Here is an 18526-nt window from a genome sequence, read left to right as displayed (position 1 = left end):
ATAATGAAAAATGCCTGTTCACAAGAGCGACAGGCATTCTTAATCGATTAATGTTTTTTTCGGCGTTCCTGTAATTCTTTAACCTTTGCAGGAGTGACGTCATTGCCCGCTGGATCGATAACTGTCATCGTACTCAGCTGATTCGTAAACGACTCACGTACGTTTTTTAAATATTCTTGACGAAGTTGTTTCTGTTCGGCTTTTTCCTCTTCTGTTAGACCAGTTGATTTTGCCTTCTTTGAAAGCTCATTTATACGAGCGAGTTTTTGTTTTGTAATCAAATTTTACCGCCTCCTTGCAGAAAAATAAGAAAGCATAGGCCTACTATTGCCTATAGTTATATTTTACTCTTTCAAGTGGCCGGTTTCAATTCTTTTATACTCCTGATATCGTCTATGCACTGTTGCTTTGGAAACGTTGTACCCCAGGCCATTCAGAACAGAGGCTATTTCCTCAAATGTCATCTTAGTTGCACGCATCCGGGCAACTTCCTCAACAGGAAAATCAATTCGCTCCCTACCAGGGGATAAATCCCGGTTTTTTAAATTACGACTTGGATCATAACCGTTTTCAACTGCTTTACGCATTCCTCGTCTAATTTTCATATTGTGAATTTTGCGTTGATATTCCTCCACAATCCCAACGATTTGAAGGACCATAGAGTCTGATTCAGATAATTCCAGTTCACCATCATGAACTGCAGTATAGACAGGAATTTTCATTTTATTCAACTGATGAAACAGAGCAATCTTTGCATTTCCCCGTCCAAGCCTAGTTTCATCCTGTATTAATAGGCAGTCTGCCTCCCCTGCTGAAAATGCATCAAGCATCGTAAAGAGGCCTTCCCGCTCAATTTCATAGCCACTTTCCTGCTCTTCAATTAATGAGACAATAGACATTCCATGCCTGTCAGCAAGTACTTTCAGTTCTTCTTTTTGTCTTAATAGAGATGTTTCCTGTGTATCTTTCGTTGTGCTAACCCTGCAATATATGATTGCTCTCATGATGCTCTCCTTCATACCGAATCAGCTAATAATTAAGAACAAGTATAGCAGAATAAGAGAAAATCCAAAAGTTGCGAGATAGAATGCATCTGTCTTGTCAATTTTGCTGAACATGAGTAACATCTCCTCCATTTTTAGAACGAATGTTCCTTTGTGTCTAACCCGATAATAAACAGAACGTACGGTCTTGTCAAGGTCTTTTTAGAACGAATGTTTGCTTTTGTTATGTGTAAATGATAGACTGTTACTAACAAGACTTATTCAAGAGGTGATAGCGACATGACAAAGCTTTCTAAACGACAGCAAATGATTTTTGATTACATAAAAGATGAAGTACGGACGAAAGGTTATCCGCCTTCTGTAAGGGAAATTGCCCAGGCGGTTGGCCTCGCTTCAAGTTCAACTGTCCATGGTCATCTGTCTCGAATCGAGAGCAAGGGGTTTATACGCCGTGATCCTACAAAGCCACGTGCTATAGAGATTCTCGATATATCGGATACAGCAGGCATACCGAAAGAAGAAGTGCGTTATGCTCCTGTTATTGGAAAGGTAACAGCTGGTATACCTATTACGGCTGTGGAAAATATAGATGAATTCATTCCTCTTCCAAAGAATACGGCAGGGCCTGATGATCATCTTTTTGTGCTTGTCATTCAAGGAGAAAGCATGATTGAAGCCGGAATATTAGACGGAGATATGGTTATTGTTAAACAACAACATACAGCCGATAATGGGGACATCGTTGTAGCAATGACTGAAGAGAACGAAGCAACAGTAAAGCGCTTCTTCAAAGAAAAAGAGCATATTCGTTTGCAGCCGGAGAATGCTACAATGGAACCGCTCATCTATAACAATGTTACAATTCTAGGCAAAGTAATCGGCCTATATCGAACAATTTCCTGATTCGTTTTTGAAGGAGGCTGCGTGTGGAAAGAGACCAAATTTGGGATTATGTCATGGCAATTCGCAACAATGTTATACGCTCGATGGACCCGCCAAGTGATGAGAGAAAAGAAGCCATGCTTGCCCAACGTAAAACGGTCATGGCTTTTGAGAAACAGTTGCTGAAGGAGATTGATAAGGACGAGGACTTTGAAAGTTTTATCAAACTAGCTATCGACTGTGCCCTCGGAGAATACCCTTTTGATGATTTAGTAACATTCTATAATCGAATATGTAAAAACTAGCCCCCTCGAGCTCTTTGGCTTGAAGGGGTTTTACATTATTTGCTCTCTGTTTTAATTGGATGAAAAGGACACTTTCCTATTTCTTTTTCATTATCATCTGATATGATATATTGCCTCCATTCCAATTTATCTGTTCCAATTTGACCTAAATCAGGATGTGGAGGCATATCTTCTATTGCGGCAGCACGTTTACGAATAAACTCGCTCGCTTTTTTACCAGCTTTTGTATGTGATTCAATCCCTTTAAAAATTCTTCTCGGCTGAAATATCATTATCTGACATTTACCGATGTTTCTTGTTATTCTGTTTTTATAGGCAGGCATATTACCAGACACGAAGATTTGCTCTCCATTGTATACAAATTCCCAATCCGGATCTTCTGGATCTCTTGGGAACTGATGTGGCCACTCCATTTGGTCACTTGCATGCAAGTTATTTAAAATACTCCAGAATACCCTTTTATAAAATTCAAAAGACATTTCCTTTTCCAATGGCTTGATAAACAGTACCAAGGCATGTCGCTTCTCACTTGACTTAGATAATATAAGAAATTCTGATAAGACTTTCGGCAGAGAGGACAAATCTTCTTTTTCTGCGTAACAATAGCGCAGATGCCCATGCTTTTCAGCCTGTGTGCCAAAATAACACGGAAACTGCTTGTTTTCCACAATCTCTCTCCAAGCTTCATATTGCTCCACAACCCAGCCTGGCAACTTCTCTTCATGGTTTAACAGGAATTTCCTATCCACCATCTTCACAATTTAATATGCCTCCTCTAAATCGCTCACAATTATCTTTAAAAGTCGCTCATCACAAATTATGTAGACGTTTAAAAATTGTTACGATCACCCAGGATGGCATAGAGCATTAATATCATTTATATAAAATAAAAAAGCGCATTTTCATAAGAAAAATGCGCTTTTCAATACAGGAATTATCTTTCACAAGCAATTCCATCTTTATCACGATCTTTGTTTTTATTAGTTTCATATAGAGATTTTGAAGCATATGGTTTGTATCTTGTTTTTCCACCTTTATTTTTAGTTGTAGAAGACTTAGCGACACCGCCAGCATAATCTTTGTTCAACTCTGTACAATTCTGATAGTATTTCGCTTTTGCTGTTGCTACATCTGTTGATATAAACGATAGACTTAGAAGCAATCCTAACGATACGACAGCCATACAAATCTTTTTAAACATAGGTAATTTTCCCCCTCAAAATTTGATTTTATATTAATACAAAAACTGGCAAAATTCAACAATTTTTTTTCACAAAGAAGCAGACCGTAAATTTCGCTGGTCTGCTTCTTACTTATGTACTGTTATTGTATCTATGAGTATATTCAACAAAACATTCTGCTGATTTTCCTCTTTCACCCTGCCATTCCATAAATTGCAATTACTACAGCTATCAATCCGATAACCAATGAAATTACCAAAGCACTGGCAATTATACCATCCCATTTATCAAAGCCATTATTATGATCACTTGAATTACTTTTATCAATTTGCATCTAATCACCTTTTCTAGGCCTGTTCATTTTTATTAGTATTATCATTTTCATTTATAATTTCGTTGGCGGATTTCTTGAATTCGTGTAATGAAGCTCCAAGTGCCTTCCCAATCTCGGGTAGTTTGCTCGGTCCGAAAACAATCAATCCTGTAATGAGAATAAGGATCATTCCAGGCATCCCGATGTTGCTAAACATTCTTCTTCCCACCCTCAATATATTTTTTTCAGATTATACATCAAAGCCGATTAAATTACTCGAGTTTAATATGGCTTTTACATAAATTTTACAAAGGCATTTAAAATAGAAGAAATTAGTTTAAAGCTTTCTCTATTGTAAATCCGCATTTTCTCAATGGATTTTTCACTATTTATATAAACTATTAAATCATTTCTTTTAAATTTGGCTTTATCACCTAAACAAGCATTTACGCCTTACATATCTTATAAGTGTGTAAGGAGGTGAAACAATGAATTCATGTTATTGCGCAAGATTAGCTGAAATAATTGGAGGATTGATTTTATCTTCCACTGATGGTGTATGTGCGGTTTCAAGACTACGAGAGATTGATGCGAAGATTTTAAACAGAACAACAAAATCCCCTTTAGCTCTACCATTTGCTCTATCATTTGAAAGTAGTCAATGCGGTGAGACCTTGAACTTAGGAGAAACCGTTATTCTCCAAAGGGAGATTAATCCTTTTCTTTCTGAACTCCGAGAGAGAGGGATTATTGTTACAGCACTCCACAACCATTGGTTATTTGATAACCCGAGATTGATGTATGTGCATTGGGAAAACGTAGGGAATCCATTTGATTTTGCAAGGAATAGTATTGAAGCTGCTGAAGATGCAGGATTATTTTAGATTTAAATAGCTCCCTGTTCATGAGCTGTTTTGCACAGTGTGCTTTTAACTCACTTTAAAGCGATTTCTGATCAAAATAAAAAACAGATCATGACGGTAAGTCATTGATCTGTTTTTATTTATAGGGAAAAGGTGAGGTATAATGTCATTCTCTCTCCATTTTTTGTAATACTTCTCTTATATGAAACCTATTTATTTAATTCGAATCTCAATTGCTTCTTTATTTTGTTCCACTAAATCGTCCAACAACTCATTTGCATGATGATCATATTCTTCTATACCGAACTCATCATCCTTAAGTTCACCCAATATTTCTGAAGTATAGGTATTAATATAAGCAACCATTTTCGCAGATGTCTCTGTATATTTTTTATAATATTCTTGTGGTTCAATCCCAAGCTTAGCTGCCTGTGGATCTGCAAATGTCCGAATGGATTGTGCTTCTGCACTTTTCAACTCATCTGGAGGATACGTACCATGGGATTCCTTTATATCTATAACTTGTTTGGAAATATCTATATTCATCTTTTTCACTTCCTGTTCAGCCAACTTGGCTTTAACAGCTCCTTCAACCATATCCGTTAATGCATCATCAGGATACAAAAAACGCAAATAGCCAACCGTAATTTTTTCTCCCCTAACAACTGCAGCAACATCTTTATCTTTATAAGCCGTAGAACTCATGCATCCGCTAAGGAAGAATAAACAACTTAACATCAGGCATCCAAACCATTTGTACATATGTACCTCCACATTTTTAGAGACTCTCTATTATTCAATACAGTAATAAACGTTATTTCCTAATTCCAATCTTAAAACAAAAAGACTCATTCATATGTAACAGTTTCTTTGGATGGTCTACAAGTAAATATATAGAGTATAATTTAATTTTATTATATCTCTTTAAAAATATACTTGTTTATAAATCATTTTATCGTTCGTCTTCGTAAAACATATAGAGGAGTCCGGAAATTTCTGAAATATAAGCAACTTTTGTATCAATTACATTTTTATTATTTAATAAATAAGCATACACTTCGTCACAGAGACCATTATATTTACCGCTAGAAGGTGTTCTAAACACCAATAAGACATTTTCGATTTTACACATTTGCTGCGCTAAATATATAAGTTCTTGCATTCTTTCAATACTTTTAACATTCATAATCCCTATAACATGTTCCGGAATGATAGCTTCACGTTCGACAAAGAGTTTCTCAAGAGTTTCATAATCTTTGCGGAATAAATTTTCCCTTTCTAGATGTAAAACAAGTGTGTTCCAACCATCCCCATCCATGTCATCCCACCATGTAAGATCCATAGGTCTGTTTTTACCGTTACAAGTATCCTCTGTAAAAGGATAGTACCCCAACATGGATCCCAGCCTAGAAAATTTATTCTATCTCAGTCATTGTGAACGAATGCCTACCGTGATGATAGTTAAATTTAGAGATTGATAATTCCTTACATAACCATCGAACAATTTCATTAAATCTAAACCCATGTGACCAATTCTCCCTCTATTTTTTATTAGAATTTAGGGTTGCCATCCATCTACAATAGTCCAAATCCCTACCCACGCACACCGCTCCAAACATCCGTATTTTTCTTAATGTATCCTTGCCTTTAGATCAGCGAGCTTGGACACAACGATCTGCGCAAATTTTAATATCATCCAGGCGAAGTGATCCATGCTAGTGTCATGACTTTAACTCAATTACAGTTATTGTCTTTATATCCCAAGAAGTCGTTGTATCGGTCCACTGGTTTCTCAATTCAGCAACTTCAAAATTATTTAGTGCATATTAAATCGTTCTGAAAGTCTATTCTTATATAGATGGACTAGAAGTAATTCGATATCTACATGCTAAATAAAAATTGGGGCACAGGCCTGTACCCCAATCAATAATTTAAGCCCCTTAAAGTCTTAGTATATGCTTATGTACTGCCCGCGCTCCCATGGATGTATAGTTGTAATCTATGCTATGTATTTAGCCTTTTTATATAGTTAGTCAAAGCCCCGTCATTACGAGGCTTTTCGTTTTTTATATTTTCATACCTTTCTATCGTGGTTCTAATTTGGGGGTGTTTTGGGGGTGTAGTCGTTAAACGCTACATACCAACAATATTCACTTAATCATCCGGCATAAAATTAGTTTATTCTATATAATAGTAGTAAAGGAGTGAATCGGATGATTACGATAAAAGAGCGAGAGCTTGCACAAAGATACTTATGCCTGGATATCGCCCTTCAGGTAGATAGCACCCCGGACATGCTGTTGGAATATCAGTCAGTTACGGAACGAATGAGGAAATTAAAGCTTCTGATTGAACATGAATCGACTGTTGGTATTGCGTATGGTTTCCTGATAAAATCTGAGGACCATGAGAAAAAAGAAATTTATACAAAGAGTCACCTTGCTTATTTAGTGAAGCGAACACTAAAGGAATTCAATGGAGAATAATTAAAGCCTTATCAAATAAAAAACCCCTTATTATCAAGGGGTTTTTATCGTGTTTCTGTTAGATAGTTAAATATTTAATCTTGATTCAAATGGTAGATTAGTTGAACAACACCAGAGGAATACGTTTTTGTATTAACTAATCTTAAGTTCAACCTTTGTTTTATATCAATAAACAATGGCCTTCCTTCTCCTAAAATAACAGGATGAACAGATAATCTAAATTCATCAACAAGACCTAAATCGATAAACGTTGTAATAAGGCTTGCTCCTCCATATAACCAAATGTCTTTACCAGGAGCATTCTTTAATTTATTTACTTCTTCAGGAATATTTTCATTTATAAATATCGCCTCATTGTCATATTCTTTTGGTGTTCTAGAAAACACATATTTTTCTTTACTGTGGACTAACTCCCACATTTCTTTTTCAGCATCTGAAGCATCATTTGCTGGAGCAAATTGACCCCATAAATCGTAACTTTTTCTCCCGTATAAAATAGTATCAATCTGATTTAGGAAATTAATGAATCCCATCTCAGAGTCCATTATGCACCAATCAACTTCCCCATTTTCTCCTTCAATAAAGCCATCTAAAGTTACTGCTAAATCTAAAATAACTTTTCTATTTTCAACTTCATTGGTCATAATCTTCACCCCTATTATTATTATTAGTCCATACTGTTTATTTTCCCCTTAAAGATATTTCCCGAAAAATGTAAGATTTCCTTTACTATTTCTCTTTTAACTATCTATAAAATGCAAACATCGAATATGTCTTCTATTCTAACCTCTGTGTTTTCTTCGTTTCTTAATAACAACAAATGCCAAAATGTATTTAATTTCTTAATTCAACCTATCTCTTTTAAAGACAGACCTTCACATTCTTAAATTGCTGATTTGCGACATCTTCAATTTAGCATTTATGACTCCTTTGCTTGCTCATCAAGGATAGTCCTGTCAATCTTACTTGCTTTCAATTTCTCATCTGTCATCGCTTCTTACACTCAGGATAAAACCATTCCAACGTTATCTAGTTTATAATAACAGTATGTATTTAAAGTATCTCAAGAAAGTAGATGCTTATTTTAATATCTTAAAATAAAAAATATCTAGATAAGAAATTTATAGACGTTATAGTTTTTAAAGTTAGGAGGAGTTTTTGTGGCAAAGGTGGTTAGTTTTAAGGACGAGAACTTAAATACGATTTATCTTATATCATCTAATAACGGCTTTCCTTATTTATATCCAAATAAATATTTGAAGTTTTTAAAAACCGTAAATAAATCAACAAACACAATAAAGTCTTATGCCTATAGATTAAAACTGTTCTGGGATTTTATAGAGGTAAATCAAATTGATTTCAAGAAGATAACAATGGAACATTTCATTAAATTCATAGGCTGGTTACAAGGACAATTTAATATAAGCTCCCACCAGAGACAGCCCAGCACTATCAACTATAATATTATGGCTGCCTTTAACTTTTATAATTACTTAGAGAGATTCCACCCCGACATACTTGACAGCGATTTAGATTTTTATTATGAAAGCTCACGCAAATCTTATGCTTATAAATCATTCTTAGAGCATACAAAGTCGGGTATTAAATACAAACTAAACGCAATTAAAGTAAAAGAATCTAAGAGACCATATAAAACTTTATCGACTACACAGCTAAAGGGAATATTTCAAACTGAGATGAATATTAGAAATAAATTATTACTGGTGTTACTTTATGAAACAGGCGTAAGGATATCAGAAGCATTGAATATTAAATTAGAGGACATAGATTTATCAGATAAAAAAATTAAGGTTACCCAATCTAAGACACCGTCTGGAGAAAACAGGTGGGTTTACGTATCTTCTGAAACAACTAATCTATTACAAGATTATATATATGAGGTGCATGAGAAAAATAACTTTGATAGTGACTTTTTGTTCTTAAAATTAAGTGGATCCTTCAAAGGAGAGCCATGTGATTACATCACCATAAACTCCCTTTTAGGAGTTTATCCCACAAGTTAGGTTTTAACATTACTCCTCATATGTTTCGACACACATTAGCAACAGAACTCCACGAAAATGGTATTGAGATATCTATAATAAGAGCTTTACTAGGCCATAAAGATATTCAAACAACAATGAATATGTATATTCACCCTTCTGATAAATCAATTAGGGAGGAATATAACAAGGTAGTAAGCAAAAGGAAGAAGGAGAATAAATGATAAATCCTGAAATTATAGATAAGCGTGAAGCTATTAATGATTTTTTAGAAAAACATCCTTATTACCAAGCAGATATATGGTTAGCTAATAGTTTGAGTATTGCAAAAGAAGCTTCACGCCCTGTCATTCGTTATAGAGAGAGGATAGACTTCTCATCATGTAGTAACAGCCATCTAAAAAACGAAATCAAATACTACTTTTCTAAGAATATGGAAGATAGCTTATATTCGGTCATAACTGTATTTGAAGGTAAAGCCCATCACTTAAGGCGAATGCTTCAATTTCTTGATAAATCTTATCCAAATATACGTTCAGTTTTAGAGATTCCTAAGGAAGAAATTATGTTTAAGTATACAAATCACTTAATTGATGCTGGTATTAAAGTGAAAAGGGAAAATCTCAAAACTGGTGGCTTTATTGTTACACCACCAGTTTCATTAATGAGTACCTTTTATGATTACATATTTGCCACATTCGACTCAACACCAGAATACGATAAAGATATCTGGGATGGCAGAAAATTACCTATAGAACTTAACTACACTAATACAAATACAAAAAGGATGAAGTTTTTAAAAGTTAACCCTAGAGACAGAAATTTTCTAAAACAGTATATCTATACTAGAGTAGTCATGTTAAAAAACCTAACATTTTCAATTGGTATACGATATGTACATGAAATTTCATTATTTTTAAATTTCCTTAATGATAGTTATCAGGAACTAGAACTAAAAAATATAAAGCGTGAGCACATTGAAAAGTATATTATATATATATCAAACAAGGAGATTCATCATAAATATACTCGTAAAAAAATAAAAGCAACCAATGTTTATGTCAGTAGCAACCTCACCATAATAAAAAAGCTACTGACAGACTTAAAGATATTTGAATGGGAAGAAGCTCCTAAGCTGCATATTGAATCGTTATTCCTACCAAATGATAATCCACGTCGCACTAAAAAAGAGAGCTTCAATAACCCAAAGTATATACCCGATTATATATGGGATCAGGTAGTAGAAAATATACATTTGATCGGAGATAGATATGTACCAATTATTCTAATAATGGAAGGTTCAGGGTTTCGAGGCACTGATGTATTAGGCTTAAAATTAAACTGTCTAGAAAAGGACAACCAGGGAGACTATTGGTTAGTTGGTGATCAAAGAAAAGTTAATTATAAAGATCATAAAGTACCTATATCCGAAGAATTAGCAAAAGTTATTATGTCACAACAGGAAATATGCAAGAATAAATCCACTCCTGATAATAATCCTGAAGATTTTCTATTCGTTTCTTTTCGAGGTCCAAGAAAAGGTAAGCCTCAAACAACAGCAACATTATCTAGAGTTCTTAATGACTTTGCTAAGAAGGCGGAAATAAGAGATGCTAACGGGGAGATCTATAGATTCAGAAATCATGGCTTCAGACATCGCTATGGTGTAAATCTCATTAATAACGGAATGAATATTGTCCATGTTCAAAGATTAATGGCACATGCATCACCAGAGATGACATTAGCTTACGCTAAGATACACGATCAAACTCTAAAGGATGCCTATTTTAAGGCAAAAGACAATAGAGGCATTGCTTTTGACATTGAAGGAACTTTAGTTAAGTCAGATTTAAAACAACAGGCAATGGCAAATGATCTTGAACTCGAATGGATTAGGCATAATTATGATTCGATTAGAATGGATCACGGAATGTGTATCAAAAGCACAAAGATGAAATGCGAGTTTGCTGAAAAAGTTATAGAGCCTCCTTGTATTGCAAACAATTGTAGAAGTTTTCACGTTGATAGTACTTTTAGTGACTACTATAAGTCTCAAATAGCACTCCTCGAAAAGGACATAAAAATTTACGAAAATAATGGCCATGCTAGATCATTAGAGTTTGCACATAAAAAGATAGCTAATTACAGAAAAATTTTAAACGAGATTACAGAAAGTGAAGGAATAAGTGGAATTTCAAAAGAAAGGCGAGAATATACAGGGGAGGAAAGGTTAAAAAATGGCAAATAAGAGTCCTAATACTAATAAAATTATCGAGTTAGCGAGACTAAAATCACATGAAACAGAGAAAAAGGTTTTTAATGCTATTAAAGCCATGATAAAAAATAAAGAGAAAATAAATTATAATAGTGTCTCTATAAAAAGCAATGTCTCCAAATCCTTTCTCTATAAAAACAGTAGTATAAGAGGAAAAATTGATATGCTTAGAGGAGAACAGTTAAAGTTAGAAAAAGTAACGAACCACAAGCCAAACACCTCTGATAAATCAAAAGATGTAATTATAGAAACCTTAAAAGGGAAAATTGAAAACCTTATAAAAGAAAACGAGAGTTTAAAAGAAGCTTTAGCAAGTAAGTATAATAATTTCTACAATAATCTTTAGTCCCATTTATTTAAAGATGAGGAATCGAAAATGAATAAAAGCCACTTAAAAAAAGACGAAATAAGGCATAATAATTTTATATCTAAAATTAACAGTTTAGTGGGTGAAGAGTATTCGGTTTTGAGTGAGTATGTTTCCTCACGCGAAAAAGTATTAATGAGGCATAATGTATGCGGCAATGAGTATTGGGTAAGAGCAAGCCATTTTACTTCCTCGGGATCAAGGTGCAAACCTTGTGCTTTTAAAGGAATAAATGGTAAGTCTCACGAACAATTTATCCTAGATGTTTATAACAAAGTAGGAAATGAATATACAGTTTTGGGAAAGTATACAAAAGCACATGAAAAAATAAAAATCCGCCATAATAAATGCGACAATGAATACTTAGTAGATCCAGCTAGCTTTTTACATGGATCTAGATGCAGAGAATGCAATCGCAAATTATTAAGTAGTTTAAAAAGAAAACAACATAGCGATTTCATTAGAGAATGTCATGATCTAGTTGGAAATGAGTATACAGTTCTTTCAGATTATATTTCGACTCATACCCATGTGAAAATGAAACATAACTATTGTGGTTATAATTTTGATGTAATGCCTTCGAATTTCCTTCGTGGCAGGAGATGCCCAAGCTGTAAAGGAGAAAAAATAAGCAAAAAAAAGACCCATACGCATACTGACTTTATAAAAAGAGTATATGAACTGGTTAAAGATGAATATAAAGTTTTAGGAACCTATGAAAGAGCAAGAAAAAAGTACTTATTCAGCATGTAACATGCGGATATAAATACGAAGTAACGCCCTCTCATTTTGTTTTGGGTACTAGATGCCCCTTATGTAACGAAAGTAAGGGAGAACGTGTTATTAAGCAATATTTAGAGTCAAAAAAATTAAATTTAAAAAAGAATTCTCTTTCCCAGATTGTAAGGACGTTGATCGATTAAGATTTGATTTTGCCATTTTTGATAATGTTGGTTCATTAATGTGCCTTATTGAATTTGATGGTGAGCAACATTTTAAACCTGTACATCACTTTGGCGGAGAAGAGAATTACCAATTAACACAAAAAAGGGATGAGATAAAAAATAAGTATTGTCAGGATAATAATTTAGAACTTATTAGAATTCCTTATTATGAAACGGAAGTTGAATTATTTTTGGATAAATTTTTAAGCCATAATCCTAAGGATGATGATAAAGTTGATGCTTCTAAAACACTTTTTAACCTCGTCCTAGCATAGGACGAGGTTAAGTTCTTTTAAACTTTTGAAATTAATAAGTTACTGACAACAAACCTATTGTTAATTATTCTTACCCACATCTAAATTACTCTTCTGAGATAGTAACTTCTCTTTAAAGTCGTTTCTGAATTCCTCCTTCTCCCTTGCTTCCCTGGAATAAAATTTAATTCCTAGGAGCCTAACCTTTTCATTTTCGTTCAGAATCTCTACTCTTGGGTCTTCAGACAATTGCTCCAAAAAATCTTGTTTCCACTTGTCCTTTTCAAGTAGGTGAGCTCCTTTGGGCTCCATGAATACTTGGTACGTATACTGCTCATTTTTTAAATAAAGCAGAAAGTCCGGCATAAATCCCCTAACACCATCAATTTCCGTAACTCTAACCTGTTTCTCGTTACGAATTAAATAAACCTCTTCATACTCCTCCTGTAGCTTTTCAACGTACTCTATTATAAAGTCTATCATGTCTGACTCTAAGCTATTAACAATTGCTTTATCGTAAATAAACCAATCATGTTGCCTCATTGGCCTTTCACGAATGATATCTCCCATAGTCCTACCTGAGACTTGATTAACTTGCACTACATAATCCTTTATCATAGAAGATATAGAGTATCCTTCAAATTCAGGTGTCCCCATCTGTTTCATAAAGTTATTTTTAATACTATCCTCTGCATGTCTTAGAAATTTCTCGAATATATCTAGTTGATCCTTAGGAGTCAAATCTTCTATTTCATATGCCGATGGGATAGATACATAAATTTTTAAGTTACCGAGGAAATTCTCACTTTCAATAAACTCTCTTATACTCTTTAAATGAGGAATGTATTGTGATAGGTGATTAAAATGAAAGAATGGGTTCCTTTGAATACCTTTTTGTAAAATTTCCTTCGTAAAAAAAAGTTCTATCTCTTTGCGTTCAACATTCCCTAATCTTTCTCTTCCCGTGCGATAATCTTGTTCAACAACTGAATCTAAGGTCGTTTCAAAAGCTAGATTCACTCTGTAATCCTCCAAGGTTTGGTAATATTCTTCAGAGGTTTCTATAAGGCGATTAATATAAATCTTTCCGTTCTTAAAGAAGTCATTCTTTTTAAATCCCGGTTTAAGAGTTGCCCTGAACTCTTGAATACTATCCTCCTTAATCTGTATCTGAGCAGCATCAAGTGATTTTTGCAAATTTTTTATATAGGAGTTATCGTTGATAGTATGATAGTGTAAAGTTTCAATTACCTTAAGATCGGATACGTTATAGTCTTGACGACGACGATAAGATACTTCCCCTTCCAAGCAATAAGGGTAGTATCTTGCACCTCTTCCTATAAGTTGTGCTTCACTATCCGTTATACCTTTAGTCCTTGGAGCACCTTCACTGATACGTACAATATCAAATAAATTGAGGACATCCCATCCCTCATTAAGCTTAGCTACTGCAAATATTACTCTAACCGGGTTATCCGGGCTTTCTAAAGTGTTTAGTAACAAGCTATTTTCCTCTGACAAGAATTCTTTAGAGTTAACATTTAAAACAGTTTCTTGCTTAAAATCCCATTTAATTTCTTTTATAACTTCCTCTAAATCTTTTGTCAGATAATATGTGTACATTTTTTGATATATACTTTGGCTCTTCGAATACACCAAAGAGCCCTTTTTTATAAGTCGATGAAGCTCTGGTGTATTTAATCCCTCAATAAGATCGTTAAATATACCATTGACTTCGTTAGATTTTTTTATTGTATTAGATTTAAACATAATAATTGGTTTAAGTTGTATACTATTATCTTTAGCAATATATTTGCGATACTGACTTAGTAAAATTGCTGATAGAAGCTTTTCTTCATCAGATTCATTTGCACGCAGTAAAACAACATTCTTCGAATAGCCATCTTCCATAAACCTTTTTAAATCATATTGGTACACAATTTTATTCTGGTATTTATAGAATAGCTCATCTTTTGTTAGATCAATTGTAGCCGTAAATTCTAATAGACGATTTGCTGTATTTAATGTTAATAATCGGTTAATTGTGTACTCCCATGTTCTCTCGTCTTCCTTTTGTGCTTTAGTTGAAGCATTCATATGATGTGCTTCATCAGCTAGAAGTACTATATCTGTTCCTTCAAGCGTCTCGAATGTCATTCCATTTTCACGTGGATTTGTTAGATCCTTATGTAATTTTTGTATAGTGGTCAACTTCAGGTATATTGTATTATCAGCAGGGCTTTCTGGAAAGCTGTTAACCACACGAATAGAAACTCTCCTCCCTTTAATAACAATGCCCTTTCTATTAAATAGATATTTTGGAGAGGATATATTAGTTAAATTATCAATGGTTTTCTTTATAATGGCATCACTATTCACAAAGAAGATAAAATTTTGTTTACCTTTTTCATAGAATAGATATAATATCGTTGAAGCAAGTACCATGGTTTTTCCTGACCCAGTCGCCATATGAAATAGTAAATGATTAAATGATAAATCAGCACTGTCTAATCGCTGGGTATAAATAAAATGACGTAACGCTTCTTCCTGGTAAGGTCTAAGATTATGATTAAGATTATCATTTAAGTATTCATCAAGCTCGGGTCTATAATCCATAGTTAATAGACTTTGGAAAGTTTCTTGAATACGATGATGTAATATTTCATTTTTCATATTCTTTTCATCCTTTCCCATAAAAAGATTCGTTAAATTGTCGGTCATTAGCAGAGATACAGAATTGCTCATCGTCTATTTCAGAGTAATTTAGATATAGCTGATTCATATCCAAAATTTCCAATAGTGACTTCTTCTGTTCATCTATAGATAATTTAAGGAAATCTTCATTGTCTAAAGTAACTTGATTAAGTTTTACCTGAAAGTCTAAGTAAGCACTCTCTTTCATATCATAAATCAATTTTTCTATATCATTTTGATTTGAAGCTTTTTGTATTTCATTTATATATTTATTATTTAAATTGTAAAGCTCAACATATACAAATGAACCTCCACCGTGCCAATCAACATCCTTAGAAATCCCACCCTGTTCTCCTTTAATGACTTTCTCTAAACGGGGTATAGAAATGCTTTCAATATAATCCATTTGTTCTATGCCAATAAACTTCCGATTCATTTTCAATGCTACAGCTTGAGTGGTTGCCGAACCCATAAAGAAATCTAAAACAAGGTCTCCTTCATTAGTTGTATACTCAATAATCTTTTGTAAAAGTATTTCATTTTTAGGGTATGGAAAGACTTTCTCACCGAACAAATCGACTATTTCGTCCGTTCCTTTTTTGTTAACTGCCTGCTTTAGCAAAACATCCATGGTCTGATTAATAAATTCGGTTGATACATAAGCTTTATTAAAGCCCTTTCCATATTTCTTTATTTCTTCAGATTTAAAAACCCTCATAGAGGGCTGTTTAATATTCAAAAATTCATAATCACCGGGGAAAACAATTTTTCCACGCTTTAAATAATCGTCGACAGTATCTTTAGTAACAGCCCAGCTTCTATTCGGATTAACAGGAAAACTCTCACCATTTCGCGGATTAACTAAAGTGAAATCTGAATTTGGCCTTTCTTTAGTTGAGGTCTGCTTTGTTAAATCTGATAATCTCCATTCATCATTAGGGAAGTCCTCAGAAATATAGTATTTCCTTTCTACTTCTCTTTGGAATAGCTTATCTGTTTTTGCGCTGCCTTTTGTATATACTAGAATCCAGTCATAGTCTTGGGACAACTTATAAGGAACATCACTTTTACCACTTCTTGTTTTCCTGGGGATTGTTGCAACAAAGTTTTCTCTCTCAAAGATGGAGTCCATCATTACTTTAAGATAATGCATCTCTTGATCACCAATATGCACAAATATAAGACCTTTGTCCTGCATCAGTTCTCTTGCAATTTCTAGCCTGTTCTTCATAAAAGTTAACCAAGTTGAATGGCTAAAACGATCGTTATATTTAAAAGAATCCTGTTCTGTATTATATGGTGGGTCAACATATATTAACTTTACCTTATCTGAATATCTTTCTTTTAGGCTATGTAATGCTAATAAATTATTTCCCTTTATAACAAGATTATCCTCATCTGTTATAAAATTGACTGCTTCAGTTTTATTCTCATTATACTTTCTAACGTTTACAAAAACTTTCTGTGCAAGTAGTTGGTCTATCTCCTTCTTTGCTATAATCTTATTATAATAAACTTCTTTTCTTCCTACGTTTTCCTTCTCCATACCCCCTTCTAAAATTGAATCTTTATATGGGAAATCTAATATAACATCTGAATTATAGTCCAAGTACCTTCCACCAGATGTTAAACCTATTTTATTTTGATATTTAGTATAGCTGTTAGCCCAATAATTTTTGTATCTTAGCATATCTATAAATTCATCAATCTTAAATAATAGACTGCCGGCGATCTCCACAGCGTACATTTCTCGTATCTCTTGATCGCTCAAGAGTACTTCAAGCAATTCTGGTTTATATGCTCTAAGGTCTTCTATGACCATGTTTCTTAGTAACTGTTCACCTTCCCAGTACTGTGGAAATAACTTAAGAAGACTCCCCACCTTTTTAATAAGTTGCTCTTCCATCACATAACTCCTCCAATAATCTTCAAAACCTCAGCACAATTTAATAAACGTTTTTGTATGAAATCTTACATGTATAGGTATCTCAAACTTTACAGTAATTAAGATAATAAATATTATAGGCCACATTTTTGCTCAGTCTTCGATACTAATAGGCTTGGTAATATTTCTAAGCCAGCAGCTAATACAAAAATTGTTGTTATTGTAGGTTTTCTTTTACCCCGTTCCATCAAACTGATGTATGTACGATCAAGCCCGCAAATAAAGGCTAACTCTTCTTGCGAGAGCTTCCTTTCCTTTCTAAATTCCTTCAATACCTTACCAAATACTACCTCTATCTCCATTCAGCATAGCACCACGCTCTTTTTCCTCATAATCGAAGAAATGTGCTATTCAGTCCACGGACTATGGTCTGCAAAACAGAGCGCAATATGCTACACTGATTATACTGTATCCTCTATACTACAGCCGAAATGGAGGAAAATCCATGGACAATTTAAATCAGATAATAGATGAACTAAACTTACCTACCCAATTGAAGGTGTACCTCAATTCAAGTGAACAAACTAAAGAACAACTAACAGTAGGTATTTTAAAGGAAATTGAGGATCTATATAATTTTTACCAGGCTCTTTACCTATTTGACACCTCAGAATTCAGTGCATTTACAATCACTTCTTTAAAGAGGTGTAAAGATAAAGAAACTTTTATTATTATTTAAAAAAGGTGATTGATAGCAATGTCGACTTTAAATCAAGAGATACAGCATATAGTCATAAAGATGATTGCTTTAGTCTCCAAAAAGAGATAGTAAACAAAACATTTGAACAAGCAGTGCTAGAATTCTGCACTTATATAGATGGTGTATATAAAAGAACGGACAAACTGAATTTAACACAAACTTTTATAAACTTAGGTAAACTCGAGTTAATAACTACTCTAATTAACAACCAAAATTACGAGCAAATACTAAATGCAGGTAAACTTGTCCTTGAGAAACATAAACTTTTATAAAAAAATCCCCCCCTGTTATTAACTTTGACTATATGTTT

General features: G+C 33.8%; 23 protein-coding genes. 11 read left to right on the top strand and 12 right to left on the bottom strand.

What is annotated here, in order from left to right; genetic code table 11:
* Positions 1-47 precede the first annotated feature (47 nt).
* Together QR721_RS06605 and QR721_RS06600 are read right to left on the bottom strand one after the other, a co-directional pair.
* Positions 48-281, bottom strand: coding sequence for a DUF896 domain-containing protein (locus QR721_RS06605; RefSeq protein WP_348029655.1), 234 nt, complete (start codon positions 279-281; stop codon positions 48-50).
* A gap of 63 nt (positions 282-344) precedes the next feature.
* Complete coding sequence (locus tag QR721_RS06600) at positions 345-1004, bottom strand: YneB family resolvase-like protein (protein WP_348029654.1); 660 nt, start codon at positions 1002-1004, stop codon at positions 345-347.
* 279 nt (positions 1005-1283) lie between these two features.
* On the opposite strand from QR721_RS06600, the gene lexA reads away from it, so the two are divergent.
* Positions 1284-1907 (top strand): transcriptional repressor LexA, encoded by a 624-nt coding sequence (gene lexA / locus QR721_RS06595; protein ID WP_348029653.1) that lies wholly within the window; start codon positions 1284-1286, stop codon positions 1905-1907.
* Between the two features lie 23 nt (positions 1908-1930).
* Positions 1931-2191: a YnfE family protein gene (locus QR721_RS06590; RefSeq protein ID WP_348029652.1), complete on the top strand. Its 261-nt coding sequence runs from the start codon at positions 1931-1933 to the stop codon at positions 2189-2191.
* 35 nt (positions 2192-2226) lie between these two features.
* Here QR721_RS06590 and QR721_RS06585 read toward each other — a convergent pair whose 3' ends face one another.
* The 4 genes from QR721_RS06585 to QR721_RS06570 all read right to left on the bottom strand — a co-directional run bounded on the left by QR721_RS06585 (position 2227) and on the right by QR721_RS06570 (position 3902).
* Complete coding sequence (locus QR721_RS06585) at positions 2227-2943, bottom strand: YqcI/YcgG family protein (protein WP_348029800.1); 717 nt, start codon at positions 2941-2943, stop codon at positions 2227-2229.
* Between the two features lie 182 nt (positions 2944-3125).
* Positions 3126-3392 carry an excalibur calcium-binding domain-containing protein gene (locus tag QR721_RS06580; protein WP_348029651.1) on the bottom strand — a complete coding sequence of 89 codons (267 nt, stop codon included), beginning with the start codon at positions 3390-3392 and terminating at the stop codon, positions 3126-3128.
* A gap of 173 nt (positions 3393-3565) precedes the next feature.
* Positions 3566-3706 carry a hypothetical protein gene (locus tag QR721_RS06575; protein WP_348029650.1) on the bottom strand — a complete coding sequence of 47 codons (141 nt, stop codon included), beginning with the start codon at positions 3704-3706 and terminating at the stop codon, positions 3566-3568.
* A gap of 13 nt (positions 3707-3719) precedes the next feature.
* On the bottom strand, positions 3720-3902 hold the full coding sequence (locus QR721_RS06570; RefSeq protein ID WP_348029649.1) for a twin-arginine translocase TatA/TatE family subunit: 183 nt from the start codon (positions 3900-3902) through the stop codon (positions 3720-3722).
* A gap of 271 nt (positions 3903-4173) precedes the next feature.
* Here QR721_RS06570 and QR721_RS06565 point away from each other — a divergent pair, with 271 nt between their 5' ends.
* The gene (locus QR721_RS06565; RefSeq protein WP_348029648.1) at positions 4174-4569 is read left to right on the top strand and encodes a DUF1259 domain-containing protein; all 396 of its coding nucleotides are present in this window, start codon (positions 4174-4176) and stop codon (positions 4567-4569) included.
* A gap of 192 nt (positions 4570-4761) precedes the next feature.
* Here the strand turns inward: QR721_RS06565 and QR721_RS06560 are convergent, their stop codons facing one another.
* Together QR721_RS06560 and QR721_RS06555 are read right to left on the bottom strand one after the other, a co-directional pair.
* On the bottom strand, positions 4762-5310 hold the full coding sequence (locus tag QR721_RS06560; protein WP_348029647.1) for a hypothetical protein: 549 nt from the start codon (positions 5308-5310) through the stop codon (positions 4762-4764).
* A 190-nt stretch (positions 5311-5500) separates the two neighbouring features.
* Positions 5501-5866 carry a hypothetical protein gene (locus QR721_RS06555; protein ID WP_348029646.1) on the bottom strand — a complete coding sequence of 122 codons (366 nt, stop codon included), beginning with the start codon at positions 5864-5866 and terminating at the stop codon, positions 5501-5503.
* A gap of 895 nt (positions 5867-6761) precedes the next feature.
* On the opposite strand from QR721_RS06555, the gene QR721_RS06550 reads away from it, so the two are divergent.
* Entirely contained in the window at positions 6762-7034 is a 273-nt protein-coding gene (locus QR721_RS06550) for a hypothetical protein (RefSeq protein ID WP_348029645.1), read from the top strand.
* 74 nt (positions 7035-7108) lie between these two features.
* Here QR721_RS06550 and QR721_RS06545 read toward each other — a convergent pair whose 3' ends face one another.
* A complete protein-coding gene (locus tag QR721_RS06545) occupies positions 7109-7678 on the bottom strand; it encodes a dihydrofolate reductase family protein (protein WP_348029644.1) in 570 nt (189 codons plus the stop codon).
* Between the two features lie 516 nt (positions 7679-8194).
* Here QR721_RS06545 and QR721_RS06540 point away from each other — a divergent pair.
* The 6 genes from QR721_RS06540 (at position 8195) to QR721_RS06520 (ending at position 12898) form a co-directional block, all read left to right on the top strand.
* Positions 8195-9058 (top strand): tyrosine-type recombinase/integrase, encoded by an 864-nt coding sequence (locus tag QR721_RS06540; RefSeq protein WP_348027781.1) that lies wholly within the window; start codon positions 8195-8197, stop codon positions 9056-9058.
* A 20-nt stretch (positions 9059-9078) separates the two neighbouring features.
* The gene (locus QR721_RS13900) at positions 9079-9261 is read left to right on the top strand and encodes a tyrosine-type recombinase/integrase (protein ID WP_431189505.1); all 183 of its coding nucleotides are present in this window, start codon (positions 9079-9081) and stop codon (positions 9259-9261) included.
* A complete protein-coding gene (locus QR721_RS06535) occupies positions 9258-11285 on the top strand; it encodes a tyrosine-type recombinase/integrase (RefSeq protein WP_348027783.1) in 2028 nt (675 codons plus the stop codon). The genes QR721_RS13900 and QR721_RS06535 overlap by 4 nt, the downstream gene beginning before the upstream one ends.
* Complete coding sequence (locus QR721_RS06530) at positions 11275-11658, top strand: DUF6262 family protein (protein WP_348027785.1); 384 nt, start codon at positions 11275-11277, stop codon at positions 11656-11658. Before QR721_RS06535 ends, QR721_RS06530 begins: the two co-directional genes overlap by 11 nt.
* 30 nt (positions 11659-11688) lie before the next feature.
* Positions 11689-12432, top strand: coding sequence for a hypothetical protein (locus QR721_RS06525; RefSeq protein WP_348029643.1), 744 nt, complete (start codon positions 11689-11691; stop codon positions 12430-12432).
* Between the two features lie 208 nt (positions 12433-12640).
* A complete protein-coding gene (locus QR721_RS06520; protein ID WP_348029642.1) occupies positions 12641-12898 on the top strand; it encodes a hypothetical protein in 258 nt (85 codons plus the stop codon).
* Positions 12899-12958: 60 nt separating this feature from the next.
* Here the strand turns inward: QR721_RS06520 and QR721_RS06515 are convergent, their stop codons facing one another.
* The 3 genes from QR721_RS06515 to QR721_RS06505 all read right to left on the bottom strand — a co-directional run bounded on the left by QR721_RS06515 (position 12959) and on the right by QR721_RS06505 (position 17818).
* Positions 12959-15550 carry a DEAD/DEAH box helicase family protein gene (locus QR721_RS06515; RefSeq protein WP_348029641.1) on the bottom strand — a complete coding sequence of 864 codons (2592 nt, stop codon included), beginning with the start codon at positions 15548-15550 and terminating at the stop codon, positions 12959-12961.
* A 7-nt stretch (positions 15551-15557) separates the two neighbouring features.
* Positions 15558-17477 carry a site-specific DNA-methyltransferase gene (locus QR721_RS06510; protein ID WP_348027791.1) on the bottom strand — a complete coding sequence of 640 codons (1920 nt, stop codon included), beginning with the start codon at positions 17475-17477 and terminating at the stop codon, positions 15558-15560.
* A 113-nt stretch (positions 17478-17590) separates the two neighbouring features.
* Positions 17591-17818, bottom strand: a complete 228-nt coding sequence (locus QR721_RS06505; RefSeq protein ID WP_348027793.1) for a helix-turn-helix domain-containing protein — start codon at positions 17816-17818, stop codon at positions 17591-17593.
* A gap of 143 nt (positions 17819-17961) precedes the next feature.
* On the opposite strand from QR721_RS06505, the gene QR721_RS06500 reads away from it, so the two are divergent.
* A complete protein-coding gene (locus QR721_RS06500; protein ID WP_348029640.1) occupies positions 17962-18195 on the top strand; it encodes a hypothetical protein in 234 nt (77 codons plus the stop codon).
* The last annotated feature ends 331 nt before the right edge of the window (positions 18196-18526 follow it).

Origin of the sequence: Aciduricibacillus chroicocephali (assembly GCF_030762805.1) — a bacterium.
GTDB classification, from domain to species: Bacteria; Bacillota; Bacilli; order Bacillales; family Amphibacillaceae; genus Aciduricibacillus; species Aciduricibacillus chroicocephali.
The sequence above is the reverse complement of the archived record's forward strand: the minus strand, read 5'-3'. Positions and strand labels throughout refer to the sequence as shown.